The sequence below is a fragment of the Chitinophaga sp. 10T418 genome (assembly GCF_056394125.1).
In genome coordinates, this window is the sequence record NZ_JBFTHG010000003.1 from 221,359 (window position 1) to 248,058 (window position 26,700).

Here is a 26,700-nt window from a genome sequence, read left to right on the forward strand (position 1 = left end):
TAGTGGTTTTGGTTGAGTAATTAGCAATTCGTCCCTACAAATTGTTATAACTAGTATTCTCCAGAACTATTTGCCGCTCTGACTCTCACCTCAGAGCGGTTTTTTATTATGGCAATACGATGATCCTTTTTTCTTCTATTCTGAAATGTACTTTGCTCTCTTCCAGTATCTTCAACACCTGTGATACATTGGAAGTACGTGAAATTTCCCCTCCAAAGCGGCGGTTCGGCACCTTGCCTCCGTATACKATTTCCACATCGTACCAGCGGGCAATTTGCCGCATTACACTGCTCAGGTCGGCCTGATCAAAAGAGAAATATCCATTTTTCCAGGCTACCTCTCCATCGGTGTCCACATCTTTATATAATACAATATTGTTTCCGGGATTCAACTGTGCCTGTTCACCGGGCTTCAGCATCTGTTTGGCATTCCCTTTGGTGACAACAACGCTGCCTTCCAGCAAGGTGGTTTTAATAGTACGTTCGTCCGGATAGGCATTTACGTTAAAGTGTGTACCCAGTACCTGCACTTCCATGCCGCGGGTGGATACAATAAAAGGTACTTTCTTTCCATTACGCAACAGGGGAGCCACTTCAAAATAGGCTTCCCCTGTGATCTCTACCTTTCTTACATTGCCGGAAAAGGCAGCAGGAAAACGAACAGAGGAAGCAGCATTTAACCAAACACTGCTGCCATCAGCCAATACCAACTGATACTGTTTGCTTCTTGGGGTTACTACCGTGTTAAATAGTTGTTCACTATTCCCGCCGGAGGCATTATAAACGATTTTTCCCTGACGATTGGTCACTTTGGTACTTCCCTGTAGCGCCAGCAATCCATTGCCGGCACTGTCCAGTGCAATTTGCTGACCATTGGCCAATACCAAAATACCACCTGTTGTCCCGGGTGCGATATCTCTGCGTTTAGTCGTCGACGTTATTGACGGTGGTGTTGTTGTTTTTTTAAAAGAGAAGAAATAACCACTTATGGCAATCAATGCAGCGATACTGGCTGCCACGGCTATTTTCAGGAGCCGTCTTACCGGGCGATGGTCCTGTATTTGCGGAGCCTCCGCCATCATCGTAGTGAACTTTGCATCCCAGTCCCGTCCACTATGGTCTGTTGCGTCTCTGGAGGCTTCCCATTGTTCTTTCAATACGATGGTGAGCATCTCCATATCTTCCTCCTCTCCTGCCTTACGCAGTAGTTCCGCTAACTCCTCCTTTGAAATCCTGTTGTCGAGATATTGCGCCAACAGGTACTTCCACGTATGAACAGGACCGTTATCCATAATGCAACAATTGTGATAAAAAGCATTCTCCTGTTAGTAAGACGAGTAAAAAAGGAACGATAACTAATGAAGGATAAAAAAAAGTTAAAATTTTCCGATAATGAGGATGACAATCGCTATATCTATCTCTTTAACAAGGTAGTTACGGATGAAGCGTTGGGCGAGTACGATGTGATTATTAACAGTTGCCCTTGAAATATGCAGCTGTTGTGCAATCTGATCATGTGACAGATCTTCTTCACGACTTAACGTGTATACTTTTTTGCATTGTGGTGGCAACAGGGAAATAGCGGTACGCACTTTCTCTTCATACTCGTGTACGATCAGCATAGTATCTGCTCCTTCTGTACCGGCGAGGTCAGTCACCTCATACAAGAGCTCCTGCAAACGGGGATCCCTGGCTGCTGTACGCAGGAAGTCTATACTTTTATTATGTGCAATACGGAAAAGAAAGGCATCGAAATTATGGATCTGTGAAATGAGATCTCTACCAGTCCATATCTTCATAAATACGTCCAGTACCAACTCCTCCGCCACCTGTTCTGATTTTATAAAGCGGGAAATGTAATAGAACAATCTTCCACGATACTGATCAAACAAAGCTTTGAATGCTTTTTCACTACCCGCAGCTACTTCCTGCAGATCAACCGGTTGATGGTGTACTTGTTTCACTGTAAATGGAATATCAGGTAAAACGACAAGTGAACTTAATTTCTATCGCGTAAAAAAACGCTTAATTCATGACGTGTTGCTGCTTGATGGTTGATATTACGTTAAAACGAATGATGAAATCTGTAATGGCATTTCAATACTGTGCTGGTTGATATAGAGAAAATTTTTGCGTCTCTTAACCAAACCTAAAATAAAAAAGCCGATTTACCAAATCTTTGCTTTGCAATCGGTCCCAATAAAAAACACGAAAAACGTATCTTTCTGTGGTAATAAAAACAAGTAGTGTACTTCATACGTTTGAATACTAATTACATTATTATGGCCACTATTTCAGATAATCCAGGCAAAAAGATCAGGGATAAAGTCCCCCGCACCTCCCAGGGAGATTTTAAACTATCATCCAAACGCCCCACTATCCTGCAAGCGATCAACGCCTCCAACTACGACAGGGTACCAGACCTCATCCCCATTCGTTGCGGCAGAATGAGTGTATCCCCATTTGCTTTTTACCGGGGAACAGCAGATATTATGGCACATGATCTGTCCGGTCTCCCGCATACACAGCTATCTGTGCAGGCCATGGGCGATTGCCATCTCATGAACTTCGGCGGCTTTGCTACACCGGAACGTAACCTCATTTTCGATGCCAATGACTTTGATGAAACATTGCCTGCGACATGGGAATGGGATATCAAAAGACTGGCCACCAGCTTTGTGTTGGCTGCCAGACATAATAATATGCGGGAAACGGATGCCCAACAAATGGCCATAGACATGGCAAGCGCTTATAGAGTTGCCATAGCGGAATACGCCCAGATGAATACTCTGGACCTCTGGTACATGAAATTTGAAATGCAGGACCTCCTTAATAAAGCCCGCAATGAAAAAGTAAAAACCATGCTGAAAGATGCCATGGACAAAGCACAAAAAAGCACTCCCGAAAAAGTATTTTATAAAATCACCCAAAGTGTATTGGGCAGCTTTGAAATCCTGGACCAGCACCCACTTATCTACCACCCGATCGACCTGGTGAAACAGAAAGAGATGGTGCAGTCATTTCTGAACTTTTACATGAATACCCTGCAAGCCGACCGGCGCTTTCTTTTCAGCCAGTACAGGGTGATAGATATTGCCCTGAAAGTAGTAGGCGTGGGCAGCGTAGGTACCCGTTGCCTCGTTGCGCTGATGATGAATGCGAAAGATGAGCCGTTGTTCATGCAGATAAAAGAGGCCAGACCAAGTGTATTGGAAGCCTATACCGGCAAAAGTAAATATCAGCATAACGGTGAACGCATCGTACAGGGCCAGCGGCTGGTACAGGCAGCCAGTGATATGTTCCTCGGTTGGAGTACCGGGCTGGAAAACAGGCACTTCTACCTGCGACAGCTGAGAGACCGGAAAATAGCCCCTGATGTGGAGCATTTCGATAAGGAAGTAATGGCCGCTTATGCTGGTCTATGTGGCAGAGTACTCGCCCGGGCACATGCTAAAACAGGGCCTGCAGATATAATCAGCGGTTATTTAGGGAAAGCGGATGTGATGGATCAGGCAATAGGCAAGTTCGCCGTTGCCTATGCAAACCAGACAGAGAAAGATTATGAAGTCTTCGTAAAAGCTATTAAAGCGGGGAAAATCAAAGCGGAAGTGATGTAATGTTGGGCCCCTGTGGCATTGACATCAAAAAAAGAAGAGCGAAAACCAAAGCAGCCATTGCTTTTATCTTCGCTCTTCTTTTAAAATCTTATGACTATAATCCTAGAAAGTTCTGTCTMTTTTATCGATCCTGCCCCTTCTATTCTTAGGTTTAGGTCTTCTTGGATCTGCCTTAGGCATATCCGGATTAGCGCTATTGGCTTCCATTAATGCCGCTTCTTCGAAAGGATGGGGCACAGATGGAATGATTTGCCTGGTCAGCTTGTTGATGCTGTTCAGGAAAGGTCTTTCTTCTGTGTCACAGAAAGAAAGTGCGTAACCTGCGGCACCTGCTCTACCGGTTCTGCCTATACGATGTACGTAAGTTTCAGAAACATTCGGTAAGTCATAGTTGATCACGTGTTCCAGTGAGTCCACATCAATACCTCTGGCAGCAATATCTGTAGCTACCAGCACACGCAGGTGGCCATTTTTAAAGTTGTTCAGTGTATTCTGACGGGAAGCCTGTGATTTATCGCCATGCAACGCATCTGCGTTGATATTGCGCTTCTTCAGATTTTTAGCGATCCTGTCTGCACCGTGCTTGGTTTGTGTAAACACAATGGTACGTTCTATGGTCTTATCTCTCAAAAGATGATCCAGCAGAGACTGTTTATCTTTCTTCTTCACAAAATAAACCGACTGTTCTACCCTTTCAGCGGTAGTAGCTACCGGCGTAATGGTTACTTTTTCTGGTTTATAAAGTAAAGAATTGGCCAGCTGTGCAATGCTTGGCGGCATGGTAGCAGAAAAGAACAGGGTTTGACGCTGTTGCGGCAGTTCCCGTATTACTTTCTTGATATCATTGATAAAACCCATGTCCAGCATACGATCTGCCTCATCTAAAACAAATATTTCCAGATGGTTCAGGTAAATATAGCCCTGGTTCATGAGATCCAGTAAGCGGCCCGGTGTAGCGATCAGGATATCGGTACCGTTACGCAGGGCAATGGTTTGCCTGTGCTGAGGTACTCCACCAAAAATCACATCGTGCTTCAGGCCGGTGTGCTTACCATAGGCGGCAAAGCTTTCATCGATCTGAACCGCCAGTTCCCTGGTAGGTGTGAGAATCAGTGTACGGATATGTTTAAAGCCTTGATTGGCCGGCGTACTGTTATGTAATAACTGTAAAATGGGAATAGCAAACGCTGCCGTTTTACCGGTGCCTGTTTGCGCGCATCCGAGCAGGTCTTTACCTTCCAATACAATAGGAATAGATTGTAACTGTATGGGAGTAGGCGTAGTGTAGCCTTCGGTTTTAACTGCTTTTAAAATGGGCTCAATAAGCCCTAATTGCTCAAATAACATGTTGATATATCTGATGTAATAAATTATAAAATAACGCTTCTTCATCTTTAGCGTTATCACAATTGAGGAGAGCAGTAAAGAAAAGATTTCCGGACTGGAGAGAATAGATACTTCTGTGCTTTATGCTTTTAACTCAACAGACGGAAGCAAAGATACTCTTTTTCCCGTCCCGATGCTGATAAATTAAAAAAATAACATATGAAAGACATTAAAAAGGGCATTATTGGACCTTTTCAAAAAGGTATTTGCMGACCAGTTGCGAAATAACCGCGTTAAATCCTTCATAGGAGTCGGGTTTGGTAATCACCTGGTCCGCTCCCATCTCCAAACAGGTAGCCGCCAGCCTGGCGTCATTAAAGGTAGAATAAATCACTACCGGAATATGCTTCAAACGAGGATCCTCTTTCAGTAATCCCAGGGCTTCCTTTCCATTCATCTGCGGCATATTCTGATCAAGAATGATCAGGTCCGGCAATGCGGAGGTTTCCAGCTGGGCAAGCAACTGAATGACTTTAAGCCCGTTATCAACAGTGCTGAAAGTAAAATCATTTACCATCTTCAATTGTTCTACAATATCATCGAAGATCATTCTGTCATCTTCGTCATCTTCTGCCAGTAATATCTTCTTAAATGGCTTCATATAATGTGCTTTAAATCTCCTGCTGCTCAGGTAAAATGATATGAAAACTCGCACCCTCACCGGCTTTACTTTCTGCAGTAATAAGCCCCTGGTGCTTTTCTACTATTTTTTTAATGATGGCCAACCCGATACCGGTACCCTCGTACATGTCTTTAGAATTCAAGCGCTGGAAAAGGTCGAATATTCTTGACTTAAACTGCTCATCAAAACCAATTCCATTATCCACAATGGATAATCTGTACCATTTACCATCTGCCGCCTCCGCCGCTTCCAGGGACTTCTCTTTAATCCGCTGTGCGCTGATATGGATCTTCGGTGTTGTTTCCGGAGAAGTAAATTTCAGTGAATTACCAATAAGATTTTGAAATACCTGCTGAATCTGGGACCTGTTCGCCATCAACTCCGGCATATCAGATACAATGATCTCCGCATCTTTCTCTTTCACCAGCATTTCAAAGTCTTCCTGCACCTCCTCCATTACCTGGTTCAGATCTATCCACTCAAAACCTGCATTCTCCGTGGTTAATTTAGAGAAATGAAGAATATTGACCATCAGTGATTTCATGCGGTTAACAGCGTGCATGATCTTATTGAGATATAATACAGTACTTTCCGGCAACTCTGTATCATGTTTATCCCTGACCATTTTGGAAAACATGTGGATCTTACGCAGCGGTTCCTGCAAGTCATGAGACGCCACTGAAGCAAATAATTGCAGGTCATTATTGCTGGATTCCAGGTCCAGATTACTCTTTTGCAGTTGCATAGTGCGTTCTGCCACCTTTTCCTCCAACACCTCGTTCATGACTTTTTGCTCATGAACATCCATGTTGGTAATTACCCAGCTGAAAAATTTACCGTCCTCTCCTTTTCTGGCCTTGGCCCGCAACAGGTTCCAGCGGTATTGCTCACCATGACTCAATATTCTTATGTCGCAATTAAAGTCAGTATGAGCTATCGCCGCTTTCTTCCAGGTATCCAGCAACGCCTCCAGATCGGAAGGATAGATCACTCTTTGCCAACCGGTGCCAATGGCATCTTCATACAACAGTTGTGTATAGTATTCAAACTGGCTGTTTACAAAATCAACCTGTCCCGCTTCTACTGAAGTCCAAACCATTAATGGCATGGCCTCTGCCAGGAAACGTTTCTCTGCAATATTGCTGGCAATCCGCTCTTCACTGATAGACAATTCCCTGGTACGATCACGCACTTTATCTTCCAGCTCCAGGTTCAGTAATTTAAGATGTTCTTTCACCTCATTCAGCTCACTATAGCTTTGCTCTATTTCCTGGAATGCCAGTTTCTTATCCGTTACGTCTGTAAAAGTAACCACCAGCCCTCCCGGCATTTTTATAGCTGTCATCTCATACCAGCTGTTCTTCTCCTGCAGGAAAACATCCCGGTCAACGATACTGTCATTCTGCATGGCCAGTAAATACTCCTCAAACAATTCAGGAGTAGACAGCAACGGCAAATCATTCTTCAAACTTTTACCAGTGAGCCGTTGATGTGCCCCGCCAAACCAATCATAAGCCATCCTGTTCACCGTAGTAATGATGAAATCATCCACTACTCCCGAGTTAGATTCAACAGTATGTAAAGCAAAAATAGCACTCTGACTGGCATTGAAAACACTTCGTATAATGTTATTGAGATTGGCGATAGTTGTAATATCCACAAAGGTTAGAATGATGCCCGCATGCCTTCCTTCACGGGTGATATAAGGCATGATACGCATGAGCAGCTCTCTGCCTTTATTCAACTGGACTTCCTTTTCCACCACCTGCCTGGTTCGCTGCACATAGTCAATATCTTCCATCAGCTTATCATACCTGATATTATTGGAGATATGCGTAAAAGGCCGCCCCAGATCACTTTCAATGAAGTTGATCATAGAAGCGGAAGCCGGATTAAACTTGCGTATATTCAGCTGGTCATCCAGGAAAATCTGCCCGATATCTGTACTGCGGAAATAATTATTCAGGTCATCGTTCAGCTCTATCAGCTCTTTTATCTTTAACTGATGCTCTGTATTCAAAGTATATAGCTCTTCATTCAACGATTGTAATTCTTCATTGGAGCTCTGCAACTCTTCGTTGGAAGACAACAATTCTTCATTGGAGCTTTGCAGTTCCTCATTGGCTGTTTCCAGATCTTCTACTGCGAGTTGCAGACTATTTCTTACTTCCTGCAATTCACTTTCCAGGCCGTTGATATAATCCGGATCAATACCATCTGTTACATAAGGAACTACCTCCACCGAAGGAGCTATTTCTACTTTTGTAATGGTTACCAGCGTGTAGTCATTTTCTGCCGATAGTATAGGATTGATCAACAAATTAATCACACCACTCTTATCATCCTTTTTGTAGCGCAGGTTATTAACAATGACCTTCTCATTATTTTTCCACGCCCGGCGAATCTCCTTATTAATCACCAGGGAAAGCTCCTGTGGCAGCATACGGATCAGGTTAAGGTTCAACACCTTTCGGGGTAGCTTAAGCAACTGATCGTAATTGCCCATTGTTTCTTTCACCTCAAAATTCCTGTCGATATATAACGCTATAAAGCCCAGATCATCTGTCAGCGCATCACGAGCGTCCATCCACAGGGAGCGTTGCACTTTTGTTTCGAACTGCTTTCCAATACGGGATAGCATTTCCTTTCCTCTTGCACTGACAGGGGAAGTAAAGGTATCTCCGAAACTGAGCCGGGGCTTTAGGTCCTGCAATTTTTTAAAGATCCGCCACTTATTACTGATCTGCAACATAGTACCCTTGGGATAACCTGGATTTTCGCTGGGCCCCAGGAAAAGAAAGCCTTCCTTGTTCAGCGAAAACTGCAGGGTATTGAAGATGCGCTCCTGTAGTATATTGTTCATATAAATAAGCATATTCCTGCAGGTAACCAGGTCGTTCTTAATAAACGGAGGATCCTTTGTGATATCATGTCTGGCGAAAACAATCTGTTTACGTAAACGGGGAGCTACCACGTATCCTTTCCCTTTTATCGTAAAATATTTACTGAGCATTTCTGCCGGTATATCATTGGATATCGCTAACGGATATACGCCTTGTGACGCTATTTCCAGGTTAGCCACATCAATATCCGAAGCAAATATTTTTACATCCAAACGCTTCCCGGTCCGCTCCAGCACTTTATCTATCAGCATGGCGATAGAATACGCTTCTTCTCCGGTACTACAGGCAGATACCCATACTTTTAACTGTTCATCGGGTTCTTTCGCGAAAATAATTTCAGGAATCACCTTACTTTCCAGTAACGTAAAGGCCTCTGTATCACGGAAAAAACGGGTAACGCTAATCAGGAAGTCATGCGCCAATTCTTTGCATTCATCTGCATGTTCTTCCAGGTAAGCAGCATACTTTACAGGGTCTTTAAAATCCAGTTGTACCATTCTCTTGCTGATACGCCTCAGAATAGTAGGGGTTTTATAATAATGAAAATCATTGCCGCCATTTTTGTAAATCAGTTCAAAAATACGACTCAATGTTTTTTCATCTGGTTCTTTGGTATTAAAAATATTTAAGTCCGGATGCCTGATATCATTGATAATAGCAGCTGCCAGGTCTGCCGGTGTACCTATAATATCAGCATAACCGGAAAGAATGGCGCTATTGGGCATGCCATCAAATTTGGCTGTTTTGGGATCCTGTACCAACACAATACCTCCCTGCTCTTTGATCGTCACAATGCCACGTGTACCGTCTGTGCCGGTACCGGAAAGAATAACGGCTACCGCACGTTGACGCTTATCCATTGCCAGCGAGTGTAAAAAAACATCAATGGCATTGTTAGGCACTTTCTCATGCGTTTTTTCAGACAGTACTAATTTATTTTTCTCTATCCGTATCTGTTTTGTATTGGGGATTACATAAACACAGTGCTTTACCACGGGCTGATTATGGGTGGCTTCCACTACTTTCATCTGCGTATGCCGCGATACCAGTTCTACTAACAAACTTTTAAAATCCGGCGACAAGTGTTGTATGATGACAAAAGACAGGTTATCTGTTTGTGGCATATTATCAAAAAACTCCTGGATGGCCTCCAGACCACCTGCCGATGCACCTACAGCTACTACATAATGATGTTGCACGCTCTTCATATATCCATTTTGGTTAGTACCTGGCAAAAGCAAATGAACAATGGAATACTTTTATAGACACAGGTATTTCCCTTCCTCACCCTGGAAAAAAAACCGCAGCACTGCGGATTTTTTTCCACACTCTCCTCGTTGCACTGCTATACCTTTTTGAAAATAAAAACGGCTTTCAACGGGTATTTGCAGCTGTCTGCTCATCATCTTTGCAATTATTGTTCCAGCCAGGTTGACCACGGTATGCCTAAAGGATACCTTCTTTCTTCATCGCGAAAAAAAGTGAAGCCCGTAAACGAGCTTCACCGGTAATAAATAAAAAAGCCGCTTTGCAGCGGCCCTTTCAATTTACTTTGCAGCTTCCGGTGCTGGATCCGGTTTGGTTTTTGGTTCTTCATTACCATGGTGGCAGGTATAACAGCTGACCGCCATTACTTCGCTACCTTTGAAGAACTTCTTGTTGATACGTTTGGTCATTTTCATCATGTCCCTTGCTGTTCCTTTGTGCGGATTTTCATCGCTGGCGAAATCCATTTTCTTCGGATCGTCTTTCCGCGGCTCGTGACAGAAATTACATTTTACGCCCAACGCAGCATTAAAACCACGCATTACGGTAATCAGCTCTTCATGGCTGATATCCTTTGGCAGTACTTTCAGATTTTTTGCCTTTTCAGGTTCCTGGGGTAATGCAAGTGAGCATAGCGTGCCGGCTGCCAATAGTGCCGCCACTACTACAAAACTTTTCCTGATTTTCATGACCATGGGTTTAAAATAAGTATATAAATGCTTCCTTCAGAAACGAAATCTACAAAAAAGAACAATAGGTTGTAGTTGTCCCTATTCGTTTTTTCACCGGCCCGGCCCCGTATCCGGGAAGCTTTTTAAAGAAAGTATAAAAAAAAGATAAAAAGTTGTCACGTTTTGCGGCGCTGTTTTGTCTTATTAGGGAAGAACGGCTTAAAAGGATCATTAATGCTTCCTCCCGGCTGAAAAATCAACAACATAAAAACTAACATATGAAAATTGTAAAAGTAACTTACACCGTAAAATCAAGCTTTGCACAACAGAACCAGGAAAACGTAAGGGTAGCCATTAATGAATTACGCAAGCTCAATATCCCTGCGATTAAATACTTCGTTAACCTGGGTGCGGATGGTAAAACCTTTACTCACTTTGCCATCTATGAAAACAACGAGGTCCAGCACCTGTTGCTTGATGCTCCATTCTTCAAAACCTTCCAGCAGCAAAGAGATGCGAGCGGGCTTGAAGTAGCGCCTGTCATAGAAGAAATGAGTTTGGTAACTTCTTCCTTTGATATGTTCATGTAAAACAGGAGAAATATAACCTGATCATTAGCAAAAAGATTGTCTGAATGCCAATGGGGTAAGATGGGTCTTTGCTTTGAAAAGCTTGCTGAAGGATTGTGAGTGCTCAAATCCAAGCTCGTAGGCAATTTCGCTCACTGATAAGGTCGTTCCGGTTAATTTTTCTTTCGCTTTTTCGATCAGCTTTTCATGAATATGCTGCTGTGTATTAAGCCCGGTAGATACCTTCAGTAAAGTACTCATATAATCGGGGGAAAGGTTCAGTTGCTCGGCAACATAATTGACAGTAGGCAGCCCTTCTTTTTGGGTGATGTCGTCAAAATAATCATCCAGCAGTGCCTCCAGCTTTTCAAGCACCTGGTGATTCGCTTCTTCGCGGGTAATAAACTGCCGTTGATAGAACCGGTCGGCATAATTGAGTAAAACCTCTATCTGGGAAACAATAATTTGCCTGCTAAATTTATCGATGTTTGATTGATACTCCTGCCTGATATGTTGAACAATGCCGGAGATGGCTGTTTCTTCCTTTTCTGAAAGGAACAGCGCTTCTCGAACGGAATACCCAAAGTATTTGTATTTCTTTATATTTTTTGCCAGCGGCATATTCCAGAAAAAATCAGGATGGACCAGCAACATCCAACCCGACTTGCCTGGCGCGTCCTGATTAATTTCAATCTTAAATATCTGCCCCGGCGCTATAAAAAACATCGTGCCTTCGTCAAAATCATATTCCAGCTGCCCGTATTTTATTTTGGCGTCAAGACCTCTTTTCATAGCTATAAAATAAAAATCATAGGCCCAGCTGATGTCATTGTTCTCCCGCGAATGCTTTATTTTATTATAGTCTATCAGACTTATCAATGGATGTTCGGGTGCAGACAAACCACGGATGCGATGATATTCACTTATAGACTTTATCCGCTGAACATTATTGTTTACCATGAGCAATTTTTTTTAACCTGACAGGCAATTCGAAAATGATATAAATGCCCCCTGCAACATAAACAAATTCCGACTGACACCAGGAATACTACCACGGAATTTCCCCACCATCGTTGAAGAACCTGCCTGTCACTGTAGGATCTGCTAACATTGCCAGTTGTACAATCGGCTTTACACCTTCCGCAACAGTCTTAAAACCCTTAAATCCATTAAGATCGGTTGCAGTATAACCCGGCGTAACGCTATTGACCATTATATTTTCTGGACGCAGTTCGTTGGCCAGCATAACGGTAAAAGCATTCAATGCAGTTTTAGAAGATCCGTATGCCGAAAAATCAGCCCAGTTGGGACGTCTGTCGGCAGACATGTTCATCGTTAAAGACCCCACTTCACTCGACACATTAATGACGGCCGAAGCAGAAGATTTTCTTAATAACGGTAACATGATTTGTGTAGTTTGAATAGCGCCAAAATAATTCGTTTCAAATAAACTACGAATGGTATCCATACTCCCATCAGCAACACACTGCTGCTGTTCACCCGAAATGCCTGCATTGTTTATTAGTAAATCAAGGGAATCGATCTGGCTGTCTAATGCAGCCTTTGCCTTTCTGATCGTCTCTATATCGGTTACATCGATCTGGATGGCGGCCACATTCGCTATTCCGGAAGCCTTCAACTGATCGGCTGCCTTTTGTCCGGTACTCATGTCCCGGCTGCCCATATAAACGAAATCCCCCAACTGAGCCAGTTGTTTGGCGGTTTCAAAGCCAATGCCTTTATTAGCCCCTGTTATCAGAACTGTCCTCATAAATCCCCATATTAAAATTAAAAAATTCCGGATCAATTGCCATAGCCATTTCTCAGTGGAACCAAATCCACCGCAAATATCCCCCCATTTAAGAAAATACCTGTAGCCGAATCCTTCTAGTTTGTAGTCAAATACCGGAATAAACGTTGAAGCCCTGCAACTTTGCAGGCAAACAACGAAGCCCCGCTACTTTTTAGTAACGGGGCTTCTTATTTACAGCGCTCTCCGGAATTAATTATCTACACATAGTTTGTTATAAATCATCTCATCAGATGAAATAGGCCAGATATACTGTGGAGCTGTTGGCTCAATCACCGGTACCACACTGCTTTTTGAAGGGAAGGAAATACCCAGGCGGGTTACTTCCATACTACGGAAGCCCTCACCCAGTAATTCAATATGCTTCTCTTTTGTAATGGCGGCCAGCAACACGCTTGCGTTCGCGAAATCAGCGGTAGTATAAGTAACAGAAGCATCGGACCGATGTCTCACAGCAGATAGCATGGCTACTGCAGTAGCATCTACCGTATTCAACTGCCTGACCCTTGCTTCTGCCACATCAAGCAGTATTTCTGCATACCTGATAACAGGGATAAAATCTGTAAAAGGACTGGGAGTGGGAAACTTAACCCAGTACTTTTTTGCACCCAGCACCAGGATGAAATTTCTTCGTGCATCGGTGGCAGACTTCCAGGAAGAATCGGAAATAATTCCATTGGGATGCAATGAGTACTCACCGTTGCCGGTGTATGGTTTGGAAGAAGGTGTAAAATAATAGCCAATCTGTGTTTGCGTGCCTGGAAAATCACCTGTAGCCCCGGAGAAGGGCAGGGAGAAGATGGATTCCCTAGAGGTGTAAGGAGTAGTAAACACTTTGAATATATCGCCTTCCAGTGCATGCCCACCGGGAGAAACAAAAGGCGCGTTGGCAGATACCAGTTTAGCCGCTTCCAGTATTACTTTATCATACTGTTCCAGGAACAGGTATACCCGGATTTTAAATGCAATGGCACTGTACGCATTGGCATGTGTAATGGCTGTTATTGAACCGGCAGCAGGCTTTGGTAACAAGGCTTCTGCGGAATCCAGGTCCCTGATAATCTGCGCATAGGTTTCATTCACCGTGCTGCGCGCCCTGGCATAACTGCCTATCTGGGAATGACCTTCCCCATGAAGAATCAATCCCGGCTTACTTCCGGCGCCATCCCAATGTGGACGTGCATATAATTGCAGCAATGAAAAATAACTCACTCCACGAACAAATTTCGCTTCACCGGCATATAGCTTAGCAATGGAATCGCCCACTACCTTGTTACCTACGGCATTCATGCCCGTCAAAAAAACATTGACGTTATTAATAGTGATATATCCCTGTGACCAGATTTCCTTTACCTCCTGCGCTTCCCCGGTAGGCACCATTCTCCAGCTGGCATTCAGCGTCACATTGTTGGCCTTTTCATTCACAAAATCTTCTCCCCTTACCTCATTGGCGATGGCAAATTTTCCGACCAGGAACTTCCCGTGTTTCATCACGGAGTACAATCCATTCAATTGACTGTTGATGCGGTCTTTTGTTTCAAATGCTTTGAAGTCAGGAATATCGGTGGAAGGCACCGGATCCAATAAATCTTTCTGGCACCCGCTGAAACCTGCTATAGCTATGACTAATATGTATATGCAATATTTTCTCATCTTCGTTGCAGTTTATAAGTTAATATTAAGCCCCACCGTAATTGTTCTTCCATTACCGATCGTATTACGATCTACTCCCTGACCCGAAGCGTTGTTACCATTGGAAGAAACTTCAGGATCTGGTCCTGGATATTTGGTGATCAACGCCAGGTTTTGTCCACGCAGAAACACATGGGCGCCAGTGAGATGAATGGATTTAGCCATGCTTTCTGGTAATCTGTACGATAACCCTACGGTGCTTAATTTTACGAAATCACCTTTAAATACATTGGCCGCAATCGCGAAAGAGGAACCATTGGAAATGTTATCACCGTTTACTAACCTCGGCATATCCGTTTGATCACCTACTTTCTGCCACCGGTTCAATACATCGGTACTGTTGTTCCAGTAACGCTGATCTCTTAAACCTGCATTGCTGCCATAGTACACATAAAAACCAGTTTGATAGGTAAGCAGCACATTAAGTTCAAAATTCTTGTAGCGGAAAGTATTTTCAAAACCACCTAATACTTTAGGATTGGTATTTCTATACGCCACCGCATCTTTCACACCAATAGCTGGTGCTGCTTTGCCATCGGCATATTTATACTTAACGGCATCCGAATTGCTGAAATAAACCTGTTCATCCTTGGCATTAATAAAAATCCTCCTGCCCGTGGCGGGATCCACACCGACGGTACGCACTACATAAAGCATACTCGCGGGGTTCCCTACCTTATTGATACTGGTTTGTTCCAGGCTGCTGGTCACAAAAGGAATAGCGGTAATATCACCTGCGAGTGAAGTGATTTCATTTTTATTAAACGCAATGTTAAAGGCACTATTCCAGGAGAAATCTTTTTGATCAATCACCGCGGCATTCACACTGAACTCAACACCTCTGTTATACATACTGCCTACGTTAGTAGGAATGGTGGCAATGGTGGCAGTAGTACTGGTGATAGGAATACCAGCAGATGGCATTTGCGGCACAAACAGGATCAAACCATTGATGTCATTGTAGTAATAAGAGAACTCACCATTGATCCTGTTATTCAGCAATCCGTAAGTAAATCCAATATCGGTTTTCTTACTGGTTTCCCAGTTCAGATTAGGGTTACCGGCCTGGTTGAAATAAATAGAAGAATTACCGCCATAAGGAGAAGGCTTGTATAATGATAACGCATCATAATCATTCAGTCCTGCGAAATTACCTACCTTACCATGACTGGCCCTGATCTTGAAGCCACTGAATACATTATCCAATCCTGCATTCTGCCAGAAAGCTTCTTTCGTAATTTCCCATCCCGCAGAAAACCCATAAAAAGTACCTTTCTTGTAATTGGGGCCAAAGGCGGAGAACTGGTCCTGTCTTACGTTGGCGCTTATGTAATATTTCTCCTTGTAATTATAATTTAAACGGGAGAAGGCAGACAATAAATAGTTTTCCCGCCGCAGTAAATACCGGGAGAGATCCACCAGCCACCCGCCTTCACTGTTGTTAAAATAATTATCCATTTGCTTTTGCCGCTGTAATCCATATCGTTCACGCGCATCACGTTGCTGTTCGGAACCCAGCAGTAAGCTCAGGTTATGCTTGCCAAAAGAATGATCCAGTTGCATGGTACTGGTCCACACCCAACGCTTATACTGCGAATAGGTGCTGGTTACATCACCGGTAGAAGCAACGGCATCACCGGATAAATAGTTCAGGTAAACATCATTGTTCAGCATAATGTAATCCGCGCCATATTGTGTTCTCAGGGTCATCCAGCTAAATGGCTTTACCTGCAGATAGATGTTTCCCTGGAAGTGATTGGATTCGGTATTGGAATGATCCAGATCCAGTAATACCTGTGGATTGTAGATGCCGATCGGCAACTTATTTTTACCGCCGCCTAAACCGGAACCACTTACATTATAACTGCCATCATCATTAAATGGTGCTACCAGCGGAGACGTCAGAAAAGCCAGGCGGGCAAGACCTCCGGAGTTAAAGGCTTCTCCTTCGAGTGAACCGGATGAACCGGAGATCAGACTTTGTTCATTGGAATAGTTGATCCGCGCACCAACTGTAAATGCCTTGCCTAATTGCTGATCAATATTGAACAGGAGATTTTTACGTGCAAACTCATTCCTTTTCAGAATACCTTGTTGCTTCGTATAGCCGCCGGAAAAATAATAACTGGTATTTTCCGTACCTCCGGAAACATTTATACTATGGCTCTGAGAAATGGCTTTATCACGGTATACCACATCCATCCATTTTGTGTCGATGGTTTTACCACTGGCATCCTGATTAGGCACATACACATCTGTGCTACCGGCATTTTTCAATCCTTCATTTTTTACTTCCAGGTACTGTGCACTGTTCAATACTTCCGGTAACCGCGTTGGTTTGGTACTACCTACCCAACCACTATAAGATACTTTAGGACGGCCGGCTTTTCCTTTCCGGGTAGTGATAAACACTACACCATTGGCGGCACGGCTACCGTAGATGGCTGTGGCGGCAGCATCTTTGGCAATGTCAATCGATGCAATGTCAGCCGGATTCACGCTGGCCAATGGATTCAATGGCGCATTGGAACTACCCACATCACCGGAAAAAGTAGGCACACCATCAATTACAATCAGCGGATAAGCACTCATAGAAATGGAATTAGCGCCCCTGATACGAAACACCGGTGGATTGTTTACGATGCCATTGGGTACGGTGATTTGTACACCGGCTGCACGACCACCTAAACCGGATTCAAAACTTTGCACCGCCAGCTCTGCTACTGCACTGCCTTTAATAGAAACAATACTGCCCGTTACATCTTTTTTACGTTGCGTACCATAACCTACGACTACCACTTCCGAAATAGCTTTGGCGTCTGGTAACAAAGTAATGCTCCCCGCATTGCTACCGTTAATGGTCAACGTTTGTGATTCATAGCCTACAAAAGATGCTTTCAGGAAGGTTACATTTGCAGGTACAGAAAGCGAGAACTCTCCTTTGGAATCAGTAACAGTGCCGGTTTTACCTCCCGGTAAACTCACAGAAACACCAGGTAATCCTTTGCCTGATTCATCCGTTACTTTTCCCTTAACAGTGTGGTTAGTCTGTGCAAGCAGGGAAGTTACTGCCAATAGCAGTCCTGCCAGCACGAGTAAAATTTTCCTCATGTCAGATTAGATTTAGATGTTGGTTAGACTATTAAAAAATACTACAGTACTGGTTCAGATTTTGGCATGGAACTCCCGTTCCCGTTCAGATTAACTGATCGCAATGCGTTATAAAAACAGTTGTATTTGATATTACAAATAAGTGCTACCGCTGATGGTCAATCAGATTTTAGTTGTGTAAACAAATTAGATTCAGATTATTGGTTGCTATCATGCTACGGTAAAGAAAATACGCAAAAACCCTTTCGATGATATTTTCTACCAGCTGCTTAAAAATAAAAAAGAAATCAATTATTTCATAGCAATAATGAATATAATTAAATTCCCATTTATGAAAATCAATTTTACCTTTCTCTAAGGACTAGCTATCAGCTTCTTATATATTTAAACCTCCTCTCTTTTTTTCATAAGCAGATCTTTCTCCTTGTAAACCTACATAAAATAAATGCAGACAGCCATCAGTGCATAAAAAGAAAAAGCCCCGTATCTGAGCAGATACGGGGCAAATGTTTGACAGACAATTATTTCAGTAACTCACTGAGCTTCTGTTCCAGTCGCTCATTCATGTATCCCATTCCGATAATTTTTCCATCAGGCCCAACCAGGAAATTAACCGGGAGTGCCATTACATGATAATCTTGTGCAACAGGACTGAAAGAGGCTCTCAGGTCAGACACCTGTGCCCATGCCTGTTTATCTTCCGCCACTGCCTGCAGCCATTTTTCTTTTTTATCATCTGCAGATACACTCAGGATTGTAAAGTTTTTATCCTTGAATTTTTCGTACGCTGCTTTCAGCGAAGCATTTTGTGCACGACAAGGTCCGCACCAGCTGGCCCAGAAATCAATCAGTACATATTTTCCTTTGTAATCAGACAAAGAAACCATTTTACCGTTTACATCAGGTAAGCTGAAGTTGGGCGCCACGCTACCCATATCCAGTCCTATGCCCATTGTTTTTTTCAGGAAAACGGCACTGGCAGCACGCTGCACATTCTGTGGTTGTTTACCCAACAGCTCCAGCAACTCATCTTTAGGCATGGTTTTATTCAGTACATTGGCGATGAGGTAAGCAGATACCGAAGACTTGGGATGTTTGCTGATCCATACTTTGGCCACTTCTGACTGCTGCTTGTTAAACGCTTCTATCTGGGGTTGCAGTTCATTTGACGTCAGCATATCACCTACATTTTCTGCTTCTTCCTGCCTGATAATTAATTTTCTTTTTTCAGAAAAAGCTGCCGATGTATCCAGTATCGTATTACAGATGTCTACCCAATCTTTAATAAAAGGAGATCCGCTATAAGTAGCATTCTGAAAATAAGGACCTTTCCCGGTAATCTTCACTTCCCCTGGTTCAAGGAAAAGAATAGTTCCTTTTTTTTCATCTTTAATGCTACCTACACCAATAATAAACACGCCACCACTACCGGTAGTCAGGGTTTTATTAAAAGTGAAGCTATGATTCTTAATCACCGTTGAGTCATATCCTTCCTGGAATGGTGTCCACAAACGCATCATGGTATCGTTCGGTAAATCGGGCAAGGTACCGGTGATGACCACCTTATTCTGTGCGGAAGCATTCAGTGCGGCACCCATTGCCAGCATGGCTAGTATTCTTTTCATAAACAAAATTATTACAGCTAAAATTTATTTTCTCATTTTCATCCACATACCCAGCAGTTGGGTATAAACAGGATCAGAAGGTAATGGTGCAAAGGCAGTCAGGAATTTACCTTCCGTGTCTATCATCAGGTAACGCGGCACACCCGTCAACTGATAATGCTTTACAAACTCCTGCATGTTTTTATCATTTTCATCAGGAGATAACCGCAATTTGATCGCATTACTTTTAGGGTGTTTATCCAGGTAGCTCTTCCAGACAGCTTCTTCATCCCAAGCAATAGACACAAATACAATCGCACCATCCTGTTGGAGAGAATCAGCAATACGTTCAAAATTTGGCAGCTCCGCTACGCAGGTGGCACACCAGGTAGCCCACAAATCAATGATCACCATCTTTCCTTTATAGTCAGATAATCGTACAGATTTCCCCTGCAGATCAGTTAAAGTAAAATCAAACGCCGGGTGACCTAAATTGAGGGGTTGATATGCATGATACAGCGAGTCATAATAGGCGCGGATTTCCGGCTGACTCACCTTCTGCTGTATCAATTCATAGATATCCGTAAAGTGCTCATTGGCTCCATTATAATGCAACGTACTAACCGCATCATTTCCCGCTACCATATGCTTCAAACGATCGCCCACCAGGTGTTCCATCAGGTAGGCCATCCGGCCTTCATCTGCACCGGGCACGCAACCTGTTATATAAGCAGATACATAGGAATCACCTGCTATCAGAGACAGGTACGGATGATCTACTTCCGCATCTTCCTGCAACCACGCTTTAAATAATACGGGCGTATTTGCCGCATGCACATTTTCATCTTTATACCGGGAAGCGTAATAACCCTTCACCCGCATTTTCATCATTTTCAAATACAAATAGGTAAGCGACAGATCTTCCTTTCCGGTTAAACGTGCACTGGTAATTAACCGCATCGCCAGCTCATGTTTTTGTTCCAGGATCTTTTTAAACGCTTCAAAACCGGTACTAAGTATAGCACTATCCCGGAAACGATACAGGCTATCCAACTTGTACAGCAACTGTAAGCGGACAGACTGATTACCGGTAATCACCGCATCTTCACAGTTCACCAACTGTTCATTAAAAGGGCGGCGGCTCATCTTCACCAATAACTGATCACCGGGATGCACTAATACCGGTACGTTGTTAATATAGATCACCTGTGTATATGGGATTTTTAGTTTCCCTTTCCAACTGCCGTTACCGTTAGCCAGATTCAAGCCTTCCGTCATATTTGCGGCGGACATTGGATTCACCCGGTCGAGGTAACTGATGCTGACCATATTCAACCCATTCACGGAAACGCTGACATCTACACCGGGATCAGCCTTTGCGGCAGCAGATGCCACCTGCGTATACAAACAGGCCAATAATAAAATCAATCGGTATCTCATAAAATATAATTTTAAAAAAAGGTTCAGGGTCGATTGCCGATAGCCTGCAGATCTATGCCGTATTTACGCTGGTAATAGCGCAGAATAATACCCCGTTTCACGTTGATTAAGCCGCTTACATCTACCGCTGGCGATAGCAGGGTACGTTCCCATTCGTTGGCCGACTTACTGGTAATGGCAGCGATGAAATCTGTAAAATCCCGGCCAAGGCAATAGGGATTATTCATTGTACGCCCATCATGAATACGAGCTACCATGCCGGCTGCATAAAAATCGTCTTCATTCATATTTATGTAGTCCGGACTATACAGGGCAAAGCTATCCGGCATTTCCAGTTGCCTGGCATTATAGGCGCGTTTCCATAAACACTGGTGCAGCCATCCACGCAGCATTCTTAACTGCTCCGGTGTTTGTTGTGGTAATTTATTATTCGCCCATGCAAAAGCCATCATATAATCGGTGGTAGCAAAACCAACACTGTTCACATATTTAAACACAATCGGTTGCCCAAATTCTGCAATCGACACCAGGGAGTCGATCCGTGCCGGCAATAGGATCCGGTCAGGAAGTACCTGGTGTAAAAAACTATCCGGATACAACTGCAAACATTCCTTTAATAGCAGGTTCAATGCCGGTTCCACCTCTGCCGGGTCCGGCTGCCAGGAGGTATCTCTCAGAGAAGTAGTGATAGCATACTTAAAATCTACCGGGGTATATTTATATAAAATATAGCAGTGATACTTTTTATAAAACGCTACAATCGCATCATCATACGGATGATTTCCCTGCGGTAACTGGTAACCATATTTTTCACCGGAAGGTGTTGGCGCTGTTTCCCGCTTACAGGCAAAAATGCCGGTCAGCAGTAGTAGCAGCCACAAAATATCAGATCTGAAATAACGGAAGTATATACGCATACAGCAATAAATTAAAAGTGATGATTTATTCCGGTAATCTTGCACCGGTACTTTGCGGATTTTGCACCAGTGCCGGGTTACGCTGTAACACCACATCCGGTATTGGTAATACATACTGCGGATCACGCGCTCTCAGGCGATATACTGCCACCGTACTCAGGGAAGGTTTAAATACATGCGTAATAGCCGGCATACCATAACGGCGCAGATCAAACCAGCGATGTCCTTCTTCACTAAAAAATTCCCGGCGACGTTCAGCACGGCACTGCTGCAACATCACATCTGCAGTAGCTAATTCCAGTGGCTGATAAGCACCTGGATCAAAACGATGCTGCCGCAAAGTATTCAGATCATTTAATGCCTGTTGCGCCGCTTCTGCTTTACCATATAACTTATACAACTGTATATTCGCCTCCGCCCTGTTGAGATACATCTCTGCACTGCGCCACGCGGTTCCCCTTACATTCTCTGCGCCCACATTGAATTTTCGCTGGCTGTAATCAATTCCTAAAATCGGCTTCAGAAAATCAGGTACTTCCACAAAATACAGGAAGCCCCGCAAGTCGCCGGCTTCATAGGTTTTAGCCAGTGAAGCAGAAAAAGCATACGCCATATTAAATCCGTAAGGCTTATGTTCTTCATAGCTACCAAACAGCCATATATTTTCCGTTGTCACGGTATTCATTATAAATTGTCCCTCATCCAGGTTGATATTTGAAAAGTCCATCAACTGCGGATGATACTGCATCACCATACCAGCATGGGCAATCGCCTTATCCCATTGTTCCATGAACAACGCTACCCGCGATGCCAGGAAATGCGCCGCGATATAATTAAACCGGTAGGCCGTTTTATTAATCTTATCCACATCCAGCAAAATACAGGCACTGTCTATATCCTGGCTGATCTGCCGGTATACTTCCGCCACTGTATTCCTGGTTGGATATGTTTCATATAAGTTAGCATCCAGTCGCAGCGGTACGCCTAAACTTTTATCCGGAGTAGTGGTACTGTCATTATAAGGCCGGCCATATAAGTTCACCAGCATGAAATAATAATATGCTCTAAGCCCCAAAGCCTGCCCTTTAAGGTGCCTTTTGGCGGCATCGCTGCCTATACTACCATCAACAGCCTGCAAGGCCACATTACAGCCTAAAATGAGTTTATAATAATTCGTCCATGAATTAAAGGCGGCGGCATCCGGGCTACCATTCCGGGTAGCTGCTTCCAGGAAACCGGGTTGCCAGGTGAAAGCAGGCATATTACCAAATACTGCCTTTTGACTGGTAGCCAGCAAAGGCGTATTATAACATTGTACGTCATCATCCATAAACTGCAACTGCGGCTGCAGCACCACATTATCCAAAGGATAGCCATCGCCAAATAATAACTGGCTATAGTCTTCCGTAGACTTTGGCGTCATATCCGTTTGTGATTTTTCCGCAAGAAATTTTTTACAGGAAACCATGCCTGTCAACGCCACCAGGATACAGATGATCCTTGTTATTGATACCCTTTTCATTAGAACATAACATTAAGCGTGAAAGAATAGGATCTTGTAACCGGCAATGCGGTGGCGCCAGTACCCAATGTTTCAGGATCCTGTCCCAGTAATTTTTTGCTGGCAATAGTAAACGGATTAGATATAGCGGCGCCCATATTCACGCCTTTCACACCTGCCTGGCGGCATATGCCAGGCGACAACCGGTAAAAAATATTCACAGTACGGCATCGCAGGAAACTGGCATTAACCACCCGTAGATCTGACAGGTCATACATCTTGTATACATCTTCTCCACTTTGCAAAGAAGGTATCGGTACATGCCTTTCTTCTCCAAAGGCAGGAACATCTGTAAATGCTTCATCACCCGGCTTGCGCCACCTTTGCGCCAGCAGTACCGGCATATTCCATGATGGAAGCGGCGCACCACCATTAATACCTTCTCCGTAAATAGGATTCAGGCGCTTATAATTACCATAGCTCAGGTACATATTCAGATTAAGTGTAAAGGCACCATATCTTACCCGGGGATTAAAGCCCATGGTAATAAGCGGATCTTTCCGCCCGGAATACACCAGGAAGCTGGCAGGATCAGCATTTGCGCCTTTGAAAGTGCCGGTATTGCTAAAACGGGGAATCCCGGTATTATGATCCAGCCCTGCATAGGCGTATGACCATAAACTGTTAATAGGTTTACCCGGAATCAATGCGTTACCCGCTAAATAATTGGTATAGAGATTAGCGTATTGACTGCTAATGATGTTGTTGTAATTTTTTGCATAAGTGAAGTCGCAGGAAATTTCCGTCTTATCAGTACGCAGTGGTACTACCTGCAAAAACAGGTCAAACCCACTGTTCGTCATATTTCCAGCGTTGACCACCATGTTATTGATGCCATATTCAAAAGGCAGCTCTTTGGTCGCCAGCAGGTCCACACTCTTTTTCATATAGGCTTCTGCGTTAAACATGATGCGACCGTTAAACAAAGACAATTCTACACCTCCATTTGACTGGTACGTTTTCTCCCAGCGCAGGTTAGGATAAGCCAGGCTCTTGGTATGCAGTATATATTCGCCGCTACCCGGATCTATCGGTGATGAAGGATAAGAGGCTATCAGCTCCGGTCCTACCTGGTCTACCACATTTCCCTGTGTACCATAGGAAGCATGAAAACGCAGCCCGCTGATAATACGGCTGTCGCTCAACCAGGACTCACGCCCTGCATCCCAGCTACCGGAGAATACCATGTTAGGTAAAAAGCGCTGATTGGAATATTGTCCGAACCGGTTGGAGCCATCGGCCCTGCCGGTTACACTCAATACGTATTTTCCCATTAAACAATAAGTGGCCGCTGCATAAAAACCTATGTTATTATTCAGTGTATTGACGATAATAGGCTTGTGATAATACGTGGATCCTTTGGTAGCATTGCCACCCACATTATATTCATCAGAAAAAAAAGTCTGTCCTCTGTCCGGGAAATACCCCAGTTCCACAGAAGAAAAACCTTTACGTTGTAATGATTTTATTTCATTTCCCACCATAATGGATACCCGGTCACGCGTGCCAAAAACAGCCCGGTTATACTCCAGTTGATTGCGCATATTCAGCGCTACCATGTTTTCATGATTAATATTGGCAATGCCTCCATAAGGCAGGGGAGATGATTTTCTCATACTATCAGTGACGGCTTCGCCAAAATCATATTGCCTGATGTTTGACACCAGGTAGCTACGATCGTACGCGGCCTGCATTCCTTCAGTACTTCCCAACTGACCACTAAGTAAAGTGTTCCACTTCCATGCCCGGGAAATCTGGTAATTCAGCGAGGCGGTTAACATCGTATTAGTAGTGGTGGCCGTATTGGTACTCTGGTTTATTTCATTTGCAAAGTTGTACGTTAGCGGCTTGTGTAATTTATCTGAAAGACCTGCATCCGTCAACAGATCTTTATCTATAGTACGGGAGGCTGTTACCGCGTAGTCGAAAGGATTCAGATTGTAGTATCCGGACGACCTGATATAACTGGCATTGGCACCAATATCTATCGTGAGACGTTTACCTAACACTCCGTGCAGGTTCAACAATACACTGTATTGTTTATTTCCGTCTTCTTTTGCTGCGCCTCCGTTATTGGCATAATTAAAGGAAGTATAATAGTTGGTTTTCTCATTTCCCCCCGTCAGGCTCAGGGAATGGCTGTTACTCAGGGCAGGACGGAATAAACTGGAAAACCAGTCGGTGTTGATCGACTCCATAGCGGCAGTGCCGGCGTTCAATTCATCCAGGGTAATTTGTTTATTCAAAAATTTTTGCACTAAACTTTCATAGCCCACATTCTTTGGGATGTTATAATTCTTCAATCCTTCCTTTAACAATTCCCTGGATAGATCCACCCGCTGCCGGGAATTCATCAGCTGAAACTGGGAATAGGAGGGCCTTGCCTGAAAAGTAAGCGTACCATTATAAGACAACTGTGCCGGTCCACTCTTTCCCTTCTTTGTGGTGATCACAATAACGCCATTGGCTGCACGAACCCCGTAAACGGCAGTAGCAGCAGCATCCTTCAGGAAGGTCATGCTTTCAATATCATATGGATTCAGTCCGGATACGGCATTGCCTATAATGGCAAAGTTGGCTCCCTGCGCACCGCCCATCGCTTCGTTCAGCTGTGCAGGCGTGAGATCTACCGGATCTTCTTTGATCACCCCATCTATTACCCACACCGGCGCCGCATTACCAATAAAAGTAGAAGTACCGCGAATCCTCATTTTAGGTACGGCATTCGGGCTACCGGAATTATTCACTATCATCAGCCCGGGTACCTTGCCCTGCAGCATCTTATCCACCGTCGATTGTCCCGGTTGCATAATGTCTGCAGCATCCAGTTTAAATACCGCTGCGGTAGACATACGCTTATCGATCACCTGGTAACCATTCACCACTACTTCCCGGATTTCCTGGATAACAGAATCCATCATAATCTTCGCAAATACATTCTGTTTCACCCCCACCAGCATGGGCTTCATGCCCAAGCGGGTAACGCGTAGCTTATCTGTCTCCAATACCACCAGGAAAAACATTCCATCTTCCGTTGTATTCGTACCTACTTTGGATGCTACTGCCTGCACAGTTACACCGGACAACGCCGCGCCCTGCTTGTCCGTTACCTGTCCGCTCACCAGAAAACCCTTCCGTTCCGACTGCACTTCCGGTTCAACCCGGGGAAAAATGATGATGCCTGCCAGCCCTGTGCTATAAGTCAGGCTTGTTTTTTCCAGCAGCTGTTTCAACAGGTCCCGCAGTGGCATATCTTTCGCATCTACTGTAACGGGGGGCTGCTGCTCTATTTCTTCTACATTATAGGTAAACCGTATACCCGTAATAACACGAATGTCTTTCAACACAGCCGGCAATGATTTCCTGACTGCTTTGTAAGTAAATTTCTTATCCAGTGCAGGAAAGTCCTGGGCAGATAAGTATTGCGGGCATGACATACATAGCAACAGCAGCAATAAAGACATAGCTACGCCATGCACAGCCCCTGCGGCTGATGGCAGCTTAAATAATCTGTTCATTGTTGTACAGCGAT

17 protein-coding genes are annotated in these 26,700 nt (G+C 43.9%); 2 read left to right on the forward strand and 15 right to left on the reverse strand.

Annotation, left to right across the window (positions count from 1 at the left end; genetic code table 11):
* Nucleotides 1-106: 106 nt before the first annotated feature.
* Together AC1DCV_RS09075 and AC1DCV_RS09080 are read right to left on the reverse strand one after the other, a co-directional pair.
* Entirely contained in the window at nt 107-1,291 is a 1,185-nt protein-coding gene (locus AC1DCV_RS09075; protein ID WP_477022907.1) for a FecR family protein, read from the reverse strand.
* 84 nt (nt 1,292-1,375) lie between these two features.
* Nucleotides 1,376-1,963, reverse strand: coding sequence for an RNA polymerase sigma-70 factor (locus tag AC1DCV_RS09080; RefSeq protein WP_477022908.1), 588 nt, complete (start codon nt 1,961-1,963; stop codon nt 1,376-1,378).
* A gap of 318 nt (nt 1,964-2,281) precedes the next feature.
* Here AC1DCV_RS09080 and AC1DCV_RS09085 point away from each other — a divergent pair, with 318 nt between their 5' ends.
* A complete protein-coding gene (locus tag AC1DCV_RS09085) occupies nt 2,282-3,616 on the forward strand; it encodes a DUF2252 domain-containing protein (protein WP_477022909.1) in 1,335 nt (444 codons plus the stop codon).
* Between the two features lie 102 nt (nt 3,617-3,718).
* Here AC1DCV_RS09085 and AC1DCV_RS09090 read toward each other — a convergent pair whose 3' ends face one another.
* From AC1DCV_RS09090 to AC1DCV_RS09105, 4 genes are all read right to left on the reverse strand, one after another.
* Nucleotides 3,719-5,008: a DEAD/DEAH box helicase gene (locus tag AC1DCV_RS09090; protein WP_477022910.1), complete on the reverse strand. Its 1,290-nt coding sequence runs from the start codon at nt 5,006-5,008 to the stop codon at nt 3,719-3,721.
* 175 nt (nt 5,009-5,183) lie between these two features.
* Complete coding sequence (locus AC1DCV_RS09095; RefSeq protein ID WP_477022911.1) at nt 5,184-5,603, reverse strand: response regulator; 420 nt, start codon at nt 5,601-5,603, stop codon at nt 5,184-5,186.
* Between the two features lie 10 nt (nt 5,604-5,613).
* Entirely contained in the window at nt 5,614-9,735 is a 4,122-nt protein-coding gene (locus tag AC1DCV_RS09100; RefSeq protein ID WP_477022912.1) for a chemotaxis protein CheB, read from the reverse strand.
* A gap of 339 nt (nt 9,736-10,074) precedes the next feature.
* The gene (locus AC1DCV_RS09105; protein ID WP_441573783.1) at nt 10,075-10,482 is read right to left on the reverse strand and encodes a c-type cytochrome; all 408 of its coding nucleotides are present in this window, start codon (nt 10,480-10,482) and stop codon (nt 10,075-10,077) included.
* 260 nt (nt 10,483-10,742) lie between these two features.
* Here AC1DCV_RS09105 and AC1DCV_RS09110 point away from each other — a divergent pair, with 260 nt between their 5' ends.
* Nucleotides 10,743-11,054 (forward strand): hypothetical protein, encoded by a 312-nt coding sequence (locus AC1DCV_RS09110; protein WP_477022913.1) that lies wholly within the window; start codon nt 10,743-10,745, stop codon nt 11,052-11,054.
* Between the two features lie 24 nt (nt 11,055-11,078).
* Here the strand turns inward: AC1DCV_RS09110 and AC1DCV_RS09115 are convergent, their stop codons facing one another.
* The 9 genes from AC1DCV_RS09115 to AC1DCV_RS09155 all read right to left on the reverse strand — a co-directional run bounded on the left by AC1DCV_RS09115 (nt 11,079) and on the right by AC1DCV_RS09155 (nt 26,686).
* Nucleotides 11,079-11,993, reverse strand: coding sequence for a helix-turn-helix domain-containing protein (locus tag AC1DCV_RS09115; RefSeq protein WP_477022914.1), 915 nt, complete (start codon nt 11,991-11,993; stop codon nt 11,079-11,081).
* A gap of 88 nt (nt 11,994-12,081) precedes the next feature.
* Nucleotides 12,082-12,804 (reverse strand): SDR family NAD(P)-dependent oxidoreductase, encoded by a 723-nt coding sequence (locus tag AC1DCV_RS09120; RefSeq protein WP_477022915.1) that lies wholly within the window; start codon nt 12,802-12,804, stop codon nt 12,082-12,084.
* 231 nt (nt 12,805-13,035) lie between these two features.
* On the reverse strand, nt 13,036-14,496 hold the full coding sequence (locus AC1DCV_RS09125; protein ID WP_477022916.1) for a RagB/SusD family nutrient uptake outer membrane protein: 1,461 nt from the start codon (nt 14,494-14,496) through the stop codon (nt 13,036-13,038).
* 12 nt (nt 14,497-14,508) lie between these two features.
* Complete coding sequence (locus AC1DCV_RS09130) at nt 14,509-17,646, reverse strand: SusC/RagA family TonB-linked outer membrane protein (RefSeq protein ID WP_477022917.1); 3,138 nt, start codon at nt 17,644-17,646, stop codon at nt 14,509-14,511.
* 521 nt (nt 17,647-18,167) lie between these two features.
* Nucleotides 18,168-19,271, reverse strand: a complete 1,104-nt coding sequence (locus tag AC1DCV_RS09135) for a redoxin domain-containing protein (RefSeq protein WP_477022918.1) — start codon at nt 19,269-19,271, stop codon at nt 18,168-18,170.
* 24 nt (nt 19,272-19,295) lie between these two features.
* A complete protein-coding gene (locus AC1DCV_RS09140) occupies nt 19,296-20,690 on the reverse strand; it encodes a TlpA family protein disulfide reductase (RefSeq protein WP_477022919.1) in 1,395 nt (464 codons plus the stop codon).
* 23 nt (nt 20,691-20,713) lie between these two features.
* Nucleotides 20,714-21,607 carry a hypothetical protein gene (locus tag AC1DCV_RS09145; protein ID WP_477022920.1) on the reverse strand — a complete coding sequence of 298 codons (894 nt, stop codon included), beginning with the start codon at nt 21,605-21,607 and terminating at the stop codon, nt 20,714-20,716.
* A gap of 25 nt (nt 21,608-21,632) precedes the next feature.
* Nucleotides 21,633-23,129, reverse strand: a complete 1,497-nt coding sequence (locus AC1DCV_RS09150) for a RagB/SusD family nutrient uptake outer membrane protein (protein WP_477022921.1) — start codon at nt 23,127-23,129, stop codon at nt 21,633-21,635.
* Complete coding sequence (locus AC1DCV_RS09155) at nt 23,129-26,686, reverse strand: SusC/RagA family TonB-linked outer membrane protein (RefSeq protein ID WP_477022922.1); 3,558 nt, start codon at nt 26,684-26,686, stop codon at nt 23,129-23,131. The genes AC1DCV_RS09150 and AC1DCV_RS09155 overlap by 1 nt, the downstream gene beginning before the upstream one ends.
* Between the last annotated feature and the right edge of the window lie 14 nt (nt 26,687-26,700).